This window comes from Extensimonas vulgaris (genome assembly GCF_003337425.1).
In the GTDB taxonomy this organism is placed as follows: Bacteria; Pseudomonadota; Gammaproteobacteria; order Burkholderiales; family Burkholderiaceae_C; genus Extensimonas; species Extensimonas vulgaris.
Window position 1 is genome coordinate 1 of sequence record NZ_QPJU01000020.1, and the last position, 8,408, is coordinate 8,408.

Annotated in this window: 17 protein-coding genes; 3 read left to right on the forward strand and 14 right to left on the reverse strand. The window is 61.4% G+C overall.

What is annotated here, in order from left to right:
- The coding region (locus DFR45_RS14610; RefSeq protein ID WP_211306515.1) for a hypothetical protein at window positions 1–190 on the forward strand (190 nt) is incomplete at its 5' end.
- 78 nt (window positions 191–268) lie between these two features.
- On the opposite strand, the gene DFR45_RS14090 is transcribed toward DFR45_RS14610, so the two are convergent.
- The gene (locus tag DFR45_RS14090) at window positions 269–715 is read right to left on the reverse strand and encodes a c-type cytochrome (protein WP_114484370.1); all 447 of its coding nucleotides are present in this window, start codon (window positions 713–715) and stop codon (window positions 269–271) included.
- A gap of 160 nt (window positions 716–875) precedes the next feature.
- On the opposite strand from DFR45_RS14090, the gene DFR45_RS14095 reads away from it, so the two are divergent.
- Complete coding sequence (locus DFR45_RS14095) at window positions 876–1,544, forward strand: cytochrome b/b6 domain-containing protein (protein WP_114484371.1); 669 nt, start codon at window positions 876–878, stop codon at window positions 1,542–1,544.
- 50 nt (window positions 1,545–1,594) lie between these two features.
- Window positions 1,595–2,086, forward strand: coding sequence for a GNAT family N-acetyltransferase (locus DFR45_RS14100; protein WP_114484372.1), 492 nt, complete (start codon window positions 1,595–1,597; stop codon window positions 2,084–2,086).
- A 78-nt stretch (window positions 2,087–2,164) separates the two neighbouring features.
- Here DFR45_RS14100 and DFR45_RS14105 read toward each other — a convergent pair whose 3' ends face one another.
- The 13 genes from DFR45_RS14105 to DFR45_RS14165 form a co-directional block, all read right to left on the reverse strand.
- Complete coding sequence (locus DFR45_RS14105) at window positions 2,165–2,680, reverse strand: peroxiredoxin (RefSeq protein ID WP_114484373.1); 516 nt, start codon at window positions 2,678–2,680, stop codon at window positions 2,165–2,167.
- 153 nt (window positions 2,681–2,833) lie between these two features.
- Window positions 2,834–3,103 carry a 30S ribosomal protein S17 gene (gene rpsQ / locus DFR45_RS14110; RefSeq protein ID WP_114484374.1) on the reverse strand — a complete coding sequence of 90 codons (270 nt, stop codon included), beginning with the start codon at window positions 3,101–3,103 and terminating at the stop codon, window positions 2,834–2,836.
- A gap of 9 nt (window positions 3,104–3,112) precedes the next feature.
- Window positions 3,113–3,322, reverse strand: coding sequence for a 50S ribosomal protein L29 (gene rpmC, locus DFR45_RS14115; protein WP_114484383.1), 210 nt, complete (start codon window positions 3,320–3,322; stop codon window positions 3,113–3,115).
- A gap of 14 nt (window positions 3,323–3,336) precedes the next feature.
- Window positions 3,337–3,753, reverse strand: a complete 417-nt coding sequence (gene rplP / locus DFR45_RS14120; protein WP_114484375.1) for a 50S ribosomal protein L16 — start codon at window positions 3,751–3,753, stop codon at window positions 3,337–3,339.
- Window positions 3,754–3,755: 2 nt separating this feature from the next.
- Window positions 3,756–4,640 (reverse strand): 30S ribosomal protein S3, encoded by an 885-nt coding sequence (gene rpsC / locus DFR45_RS14125; protein ID WP_114484376.1) that lies wholly within the window; start codon window positions 4,638–4,640, stop codon window positions 3,756–3,758.
- Window positions 4,641–4,657: 17 nt separating this feature from the next.
- Window positions 4,658–4,990 carry a 50S ribosomal protein L22 gene (gene rplV, locus DFR45_RS14130; RefSeq protein WP_114484377.1) on the reverse strand — a complete coding sequence of 111 codons (333 nt, stop codon included), beginning with the start codon at window positions 4,988–4,990 and terminating at the stop codon, window positions 4,658–4,660.
- A 9-nt stretch (window positions 4,991–4,999) separates the two neighbouring features.
- Window positions 5,000–5,278, reverse strand: coding sequence for a 30S ribosomal protein S19 (gene rpsS, locus DFR45_RS14135; RefSeq protein WP_114484378.1), 279 nt, complete (start codon window positions 5,276–5,278; stop codon window positions 5,000–5,002).
- Between the two features lie 10 nt (window positions 5,279–5,288).
- Window positions 5,289–6,113: a 50S ribosomal protein L2 gene (rplB, locus tag DFR45_RS14140; RefSeq protein WP_114484379.1), complete on the reverse strand. Its 825-nt coding sequence runs from the start codon at window positions 6,111–6,113 to the stop codon at window positions 5,289–5,291.
- A gap of 3 nt (window positions 6,114–6,116) precedes the next feature.
- A complete protein-coding gene (gene rplW / locus DFR45_RS14145; protein WP_114484380.1) occupies window positions 6,117–6,431 on the reverse strand; it encodes a 50S ribosomal protein L23 in 315 nt (104 codons plus the stop codon).
- Complete coding sequence (rplD, locus tag DFR45_RS14150) at window positions 6,428–7,048, reverse strand: 50S ribosomal protein L4 (protein WP_114484381.1); 621 nt, start codon at window positions 7,046–7,048, stop codon at window positions 6,428–6,430. Before rplD ends, rplW begins: the two co-directional genes overlap by 4 nt.
- The gene (rplC, locus tag DFR45_RS14155) at window positions 7,048–7,722 is read right to left on the reverse strand and encodes a 50S ribosomal protein L3 (protein ID WP_114484382.1); all 675 of its coding nucleotides are present in this window, start codon (window positions 7,720–7,722) and stop codon (window positions 7,048–7,050) included. Before rplC ends, rplD begins: the two co-directional genes overlap by 1 nt.
- Window positions 7,723–7,976: 254 nt before the next feature.
- Entirely contained in the window at window positions 7,977–8,288 is a 312-nt protein-coding gene (gene rpsJ / locus DFR45_RS14160; protein ID WP_005796953.1) for a 30S ribosomal protein S10, read from the reverse strand.
- Between the two features lie 26 nt (window positions 8,289–8,314).
- A partial coding sequence (locus tag DFR45_RS14165) for an EF-Tu C-terminal domain-related protein (RefSeq protein WP_479684405.1) occupies window positions 8,315–8,408 on the reverse strand: 94 nt, incomplete at its 5' end.

Sequence of the window (8,408 nt, forward strand, 5' to 3'; positions counted from 1 at the left end):
GCGGCTGGAGGATGAGCGAGCGGGGGCATGGACGGTCATGGTACGAAATTATTGCGCCAATCAAGGAATCCATGATGGTTTCGAACGTTTACTTATGGGGCAAGAAGCCGGTAAAAAATGGGCCGCTGCGGCGCATTCGCAGCCGACGATTCCAAAGTCCGACAGGCTCCTAGCCGCCGATTCACAATGAAATCGGCCGCTATGGCAGGTACATCAAGCGCAGGCAGCTACTTTATGCGTAGCACTCGTCATCCAGCACGTTCTCTTATCACTTGCTGCGGAAGTCGTCGTGGCAGGCTTTGCACGTGTTCGCCGTGGCACCGAAAGCGGTCTTGATCTGCTCGAGGTTGCCGGTTTTGGTCGCGGCCAGGAGCTTTGCCGCCTCGGCCTGGAATTTTTCCGCACCTTCATTGAATTTGGCGGATTCCTTCCAGACTTCCGGCTTGGCCTTGCCGCCCTCCGTGCCCGGCCCGAAGGCGGCCCAAGGCAGCTTGGCCAGGTTGGCCACCACTTCGGCATTCTCCTGCGCGGCCTTGGCGTCGAACGGCGCCTTGCCGTTGACCATCGCGCCTATGCGCCCGAAATGCTGGCCGATCACGAACAAAGCACCCTGGCGATAGTGCACGGCATCTTCGGCTTTGGCGAATTGCGCCGCAGCGGGCAGGCTCACACACACCGCGGCTGCGGCAAGAGTCAGGGCGGCAAAAGTTTTCATCGTCAATCTCCTTGGCGTTGCGAACGGAAAATTTCCAGCGCGCAGTATGCCGTGATTTGTCCATGCGCGAGCACGCCGCTCGGGCATTGCAGGCCGGCCGGGGCTCTCTTGCACAATGGGGCCTCGTCGTGTATCTAAGACTTTTGGAAGGAGCATTTTCATGGCTTACACCGTTCGCGTCTGGGATCTCCCGACGCGCCTGTTTCACTGGGCGCTGGTGCTGTGCGTCGTCGGCCTCGTGGTTACGGGCGAAGTCGGCGACAATGCCATGGTGTGGCATTTCCGCTTTGGCTACACGGTGCTCGCGCTACTGCTGTTTCGGCTGGCCTGGGGCTTCGTAGGCGGGTACTGGTCGCGCTTTGGCACCTTTTTATCGTCTCCCGCCCGGGCATTGCGTTACCTGCGTGGCATCCACGAGCCCACCGACATGGTCGGACACAATCCACTCGGTGCTTGGTCCGTGCTTGCCATGCTGCTGCTTTTGGCCGCGCAGGTTGGCTCGGGCTTGATGAGCGACGATGAAATCGCCTTCGCCGGGCCACTCACGCGCTTCGTCTCAGGGGCCACCGTGGAGCTCGCCACGGCCTACCACACGGAGGTCGGCAAGGTGCTGCTGCTGGCGCTCGTCACGCTGCACGTGCTGGCCATCGTCTTTTACACCGTCAAAAAGAAACAAAAGCTGGTGCCTCCCATGTTGCATGGCGACAAGCAGCTTCCCACGCCCGCGCCTGCCGCGCGCGACGACGTCTGGACGCGCCTTGGCGCGCTGCTGCTTTTTGGTCTTTGTGCTGCAGCAGCATGGTGGGTGTCTCGGCTCGACGCCCTCTGACCAGCGGGCCGGCGATACACTTTGCGGCTCCAGCGCTTTTTCCGACTACCGTGGACAAGCCCCAAATCACTTTGCTGACCCCTTCGAGTGCCGAGGAAATCGAGGCCACGCGCGAGATTTTTCGTGAATATGCCGACAGCCTCGGTGTGCCGCTCGACTTTCAGGGCTTTGAGGAAGAACTGGCCGCGCTCCCGGGTCACTACGCAGCGCCGCGCGGCTGCCTGCTGCTCGCGCAGGTCGATGGCGCAATCGCGGGCTGCTGTGCCTTGCGCCCGCTGGACAGCGCCGACTACCCGAATGCGGCCGAGATGAAGCGCCTGTACGTGCGCAAAGCCTTCCGCGGCTTCGGCCTCGGGCGCGAACTCGCGCAAGCCGTGCTCGACGCTGCACGGCAGGCGGGCTACGCCTGCGTGCTGCTCGACACCCTCGACGAGATGGAGGCGGCGCGCGCGCTCTACGCCGATCTCGGCTTCACCGAAATCCCACCCTACTACCACAACCCGCTGGCGGGCGCCCATTACCTGAAAGCGGACATCGCCTGAAAGACTGAGAGCATTTTTGGCCCTCAGCCCTTTATCCTCCTGCGCTGAAAGCTCCCATTACAGGAGCTTTCTGCGGCCTCAGGTTTTGAGCTTTTTGGCTTGGGCCAGCAAGGTGTCGGCGTCGCTGACCTCGAATTTGCCCGGCGCCTCGACGTTGAGTGCCAGCACCGTGCCGTCGCGTACCAGCATCGAATAGCGGTTGCTGCGCAACCCCAGACCCTTGCCAGTCAAGTCCAAGGTCAGCCCTGTGGCCTTGGCAAACTCCGCATCTCCATCGGCAAGCATGCGCACCTTGCCTTGCACATTTTGCTCACGGCCCCAGGCACCCATCACGAACGCGTCATTCACGCTCACACACCAGATTTCATCGACACCGGCGGCCTTGAATTCAGCGGCCTTCTCGACGTAGCCCGGCAAGTGCTTGGCCGAGCAGGTGGGCGTGAAGGCACCGGGCACGGCGAACAGGGCAATGGTCTTGCCCGCTGCCGCCTGCTGCACCGGCACGGGGTTGGGGCCCAGGCTGCACCCTTCGGTGGGCGTGTCTATGTATTCCATCAGCGTGACGGCAGGCAGCTTATCTCCGACTTTGATCATGAAGTTTCTCCTCCGCGGCTTCCGCCGGGGCGCACCATGCGCCCGCCAAGCAAAGCCCGTAAAAACAAAACGACCCACGATGTGGGTCGCACATTGTGGGTCGTTTGCCGGGGCTTTGCAGCCCGCGCGGCGATGGGCTTAAAAAAGCTGGGCTTAAAGCAATCCAGCCTTTTGCACCAAGCGGGATGCGACCCAGTTCTTGGTCTTGGAGAGCGGGCGGCTCTCGGTGATTTCGATCAGATCGCCGAGATGGTATTCACCATTCTCATCATGAGCGTGGTATTTGCTCGACTTGATCACGATCTTGCCGTAAAGCGGGTGCTTGACGCGGCGCTCCACGAGCACGGTCACGGTTTTCGCACGCTTGTCGCTGACGACCTTGCCGACCAGGGTGCGCTTGAGGGATTTTTTTGCTTCCGTCATGTTCGCTCCTTAAGCCTTGGAGGTTTCAGCGGCTTGCTTTTCGGCAAGAATGGTTTTGGCGCGCGCAATCGCACGGCGCGTTTCGCGCAACGTGGCAGTGTTTGCGAGCTGTTGCGTGGCTTTTTGCATGCGCAGGCCGAAATGGGCTTTTTGCAAAGACTTGATTTCGGCTTCGAGAGCGGCCACGTCTTTTTGGCGCAGTTCAGAAGTTTTCATGATGATGGCTCCTGCACTCAAGCGCCGACCAGGCGGCTGACAAAGGTGGTGCGCAGCGGCAGCTTGGCTGCAGCCAAGCGGAAGGCCTCGCGGGCGAGTTCTTCGGGCACGCCCATGATTTCGAACACGACCTTGCCGGGTTGGATTTCGGCCACGTAGTACTCGGGGTTGCCCTTGCCGTTACCCATACGCACTTCGGCCGGCTTGGTCGAGATCGGCTTGTCCGGGAACACGCGGATCCAGATGCGGCCACCGCGCTTGACGTGGCGCGAGATGGCGCGACGTGCGGCTTCGATCTGGCGCGCCGTGAGGCGGCCGCGGTCGGTGCACTTGAGGCCGAAATCACCGAAGGCCACCGTGTTGCCACGCGTGGCGACACCGGTGTTGCGGCCTTTTTGCTCCTTGCGGTATTTGCGACGAGCAGGTTGCAGCATGTTTATTCTCCTTTACCGTCCGCTGCTGTAGCGGGCGCGTCTTTGCGAACGCGCTTAACGGCGGTGTTGGCGTCGGTGCTAGCGGCACCGGCAGGTTTGTCGCTGCCATCGGCAGGCGCAGCGTTCACAGACGGGCGGCGTGCGCGGCCAGCGCCGGCACGGTCACCTGCGCGATCGCCAGGACGGCCATCGCGGCGCGGGCCACGTGGACGGCGCTCTTCCTCGGCACGCGGCGCTTCGGCTGCGGGCAGGTCGTTGCGGCCCAGCGTGTCACCCTTGTAGACCCACACCTTGACGCCGATCACGCCATAGGTGGTCTTGGCTTCAGAGGTGCCGTAGTCGATGTCGGCGCGCAGCGTGTGCAACGGCACGCGGCCTTCACGGTACCACTCGGTGCGCGCGATTTCGATGCCGTTCAAGCGCCCCGCAGACATGATTTTGATGCCCTGGGCACCCAGACGCATCGCGTTTTGCATCGCGCGCTTCATGGCGCGGCGGAACATGATGCGCTTTTCGAGCTGCTGCGTGATGCTGTCTGCGATCAGCTTGGCGTCGATCTCGGGCTTGCGCACTTCTTCGATGTTCACCGCCACGGGCACGCCCAGACGCGCCGTGAGTTCCTTCTTCAGGTTCTCGATGTCTTCGCCCTTCTTGCCGATCACCACGCCCGGGCGGGCCGAGTAAATGGTGATGCGCGCGTTCTTGGCGGGGCGCTCGATCAGGATGCGCGAGACGGCGGCGTTCTTGAGCTTGGACTTGAGGTACTCGCGCACCTTGATGTCCTCGGCAAGCATGCCGGCGAAATCGCGGTTGTTGGCGTACCAACGGCTGGCCCAGTTGCGGCTGACCGCAAGTCGGAAGCCGGTCGGATGGATTTTCTGTCCCATGGTATTCCTTCAGGCTTTCAGGTGCCAACGGTCACGTACACATGGCACGTGGGTTTGCTGATGCGATTGCCGCGGCCCTTGGCGCGCGCCGTGAAGCGCTTGAGCGTGGTGCCCTGCTCGACGTAGATGGTCTTGACCTTCAGTTCGTCGATGTCGGCACCGTCGTTGTGCTCGGCGTTGGCGATCGCCGACTCGAGCACCTTCTTGATGATTCCTGCCGCTTTTTTCTGCGTGAAATTCAGGATGTTCAGCGCCTGATCCACTTTTTTGCCGCGAATCAGGTCAGCGACCAGGCGCCCCTTGTCAACCGACAACCGGACGCCCCGGAGGACTGCACGTGTTTCAGACATGGTCGTTCCTTATTTCTTCTGGACTTTCTTGTCCGCGGGGTGACCCTTGAAGGTGCGCGTGAGGGCGAATTCGCCCAGCTTGTGCCCCACCATCTGGTCGGTGATATAGACCGGCACATGCTGCTTGCCGTTGTGCACGGCGATGGTCAGCCCGATGAACTCGGGCAGGACCATGGAGCGGCGCGACCAGGTCTTGACGGGCTTCTTGTCCTTGGTGGCGATGGCCTTTTCGACCTTGGCCAGCAGGTGATGGTCAACAAACGGACCCTTTTTGAGCGAGCGAGTCATTTGCTACCCCTTACTTCTTGCGGCGCGACACGATCATGTTCTGCGTGCGCTTGTTGTTGCGGGTGCGATAGCCCTTGGTCAGATTGCCCCAGGGATCGACAGGATGGCGGCCCTCGCCGGTACGCCCCTCACCACCACCGTGCGGGTGGTCGATCGGGTTCATGGCCACGCCGCGCACCGTCGGGCGGATGCCCATCCAGCGCTTCACGCCGGCCTTGCCGAGCTGGCGCAGGCTGTGTTCTTCGTTGGCGACCTCGCCAATCGTGGCGCGGCACTCGATATGGATCTTGCGCACTTCGCCTGAACGCATGCGCACCTGCGCATAGGTGCCTTCGCGCGCCAGCAGCGTTGCCGAAGCACCCGCAGCGCGCGCAATCTGCGCACCGGCACCGGGCTTGAGCTCGATGCAATGGATGGTCGAACCCACCGGAATGTTGCGAATCGGCAGCGTGTTGCCGGCGCGGATCGGCGCCTCCGAGCCACTCAGCAGCGTGGCGCCTTCCTGCACCCCACGCGGAGCGATGATGTAGCGGCGCTCGCCATCGGCGTAGCACACCAATGCGATGTGCGCCGAACGGTTCGGGTCGTACTCGATACGCTCGACCTTGGCCGGAATGCCGTCCTTGTTGCGCTTGAAATCGATCACCCGGTAGTGGTGCTTGTGCCCACCGCCTTTGTGGCGCGTCGTGATGTGACCGTTGTTGTTGCGACCGGCTTTCTGGAACTGGGGCTCCAACAGCGGCGCATAAGGCTCGCCTTTGTAGAGGTGATCACGCGAGATCTTCACCGCAGCGCGCTGGCCCGGCGAAGTGGGTTTCATCTTGATGACAGCCATGGTTTACGCAGCTCCCCCGGTGATGTCCAGCACTTGGCCGGGCTTGAGCGTGACATAGGCCTTGCGCACATTGTCGCGACGACCCATGGTTTTGCCAAACCGTTTTTGCCGGCCCTTGGTGTTGAGCACGGACACGCCCTGCACCTGGACTTTGAACAACATCTCCACAGCCGCCTTGATCTCAGGCTTGGCGGCGTCTTGCAGCACCTTGAAGGCCACGGCATTCGCTTTTTCTGCGACCATGGTGGCCTTTTCAGACACGATGGGCGCGACCAGCACCTGCATCAGGCGGCCTTCGTCAAACTTGGGCGCGCTCATGCGAACATCTCCTTGAGTTTGTCGATCGCGCCTTTGGTGACAAGCACCTTTTTGTAAAACACGAGCGACACGGGGTCTACGTAACGCGGCTCGACGACGCAGACGTTTTTCAGGTTGCGCGAGGCCAGGTACAGATTTTCATCGACTTCGTCGGCGATCACCAAAACCGAATCCAGATTCATGGCCTTGAACTTGCTGGCCAGTGCTTTGGTCTTGGGCGAATCGAGCTTGATCGAATCGACCACAGCCAAGCGACCCTCGCGCGCCAGCTGCGACAGGATGGAAGACATCCCGGCGCGGTACATCTTCTTGTTGATTTTTTGCGAAAAATTCTCGTCGGGAGAATTCGGAAACACTCGACCGCCCCCACGCCACAGCGGCGAAGACGTCATACCTGCACGTGCATTGCCCGTGCCTTTTTGACGAAAAGGCTTTTTGGTCGAGTGCCGCACTTGCTGGCGGTCTTTTTGGGCGCGCGTACCCTGGCGTGCATTCGCACGGTACGCAACGACGATCTGATGAACCAAATCTTCGTTGTAGGCACGACCGAAGACCGTCTCCGGCACCTCGAGCGTGGACGCGGACTGGCCTTGTTCATTGAGGAGTTCGAGCTGCATCAGTTCGCTCCTTTCGCAGCGGGCGCCTTGACGGCGGGACGAACGGTGACGAAGCCACCCTTGGAGCCCGGCACCGCTCCTTTGATCAGCAGCAGCTGACGCGCCTCGTCGACGCGAACAATGTCGAGGTTTTGCGTGGTGCGCGTGACGTCACCCAGATGGCCCGTCATGCGCTTGCCCGGAAACACACGCCCCGGGTCTTGCGCCATGCCGATCGAGCCGGGAACGTTGTGCGAACGGCTGTTGCCGTGCGAAGCACGCTGCGAACCCATGTTGTGGCGCTTGATGGTGCCCGCATAGCCTTTACCGATCGTCGTGCCCTGCACATCGACCTTTTGGCCCGCGGCGAACAGCGAGGCAACAGGCAAGGTCGCGCCAGCCTGGTACTGCGCCGCGATTTCGGCGCTGACGCGAAATTCGCGCATGATTTCACCGGCTTCGACGCCTGCTTTCGCAAGGTGGCCGGCTTCGGGCTTGGTCACGCGCGAAGCTTTGCGCGCGCCATAAGTGACCTGCAGGGCCACATAGCCGTCGTTCTCTTGGGTCTTGACCTGGGTGACGCGGTTGTTCGACACATCGACCACCGTGACAGGCACTGCATCGCCGTCATCGGTGAACAGACGCATCATGCCCACCTTGCGCCCCAGCAACCCGAGGGAGTTGCTCTGACTCATTGGTTGTTTCTCCAAAACTCCCACCATCGCAACTGCAATTGGCTGCGACGTTGCGCGACTGCAGTCCCAACCCGCCTATAAGGCGAAGCTTTGACCACTACCAGCGCATGGAAGAAGGTTGATAAATACTTCATTTTTGCCCGATTGCGCGGCGCAAAAACGAAGCCGCAAATTATAACGCGAACCTCGCTTGTGGACAAGGCTCGCGTGTGGCTTCAGCTATGCACAGGCGCGGCGCCGCCGCGCGTGCATACTCACTGCAGCTTGATTTCGACGTCCACACCCGCTGGCAAGTCCAGCTTCATGAGCGCATCGACGGTCTTGTCGGTCGGATCGACGATGTCCATCAGGCGCTGGTGCGTGCGGATTTCGAGCTGGTCGCGGCTCGTCTTGTTGACGTGCGGCGAGCGCAGGATGTCGAAACGCTTCATGCGTGTGGGCAGAGGAACCGGCCCCTTGACGATGGCGCCGGTGCGCTTGGCGGTGTCAACGATCTCGGCGGCAGACTGGTCGATCAGTTTGTAATCGAAAGCCTTGAGGCGGATGCGGATTTTTTGTTTGGACATGGCTCTTTCCTTGCTCGACTGGCTGCTCAATCAAGGATCTTGGCCACGACGCCGGCGCCGACCGTGCGGCCGCCCTCACGGATGGCAAAGCGCAGACCTTCTTCCATGGCGATGGGGTTG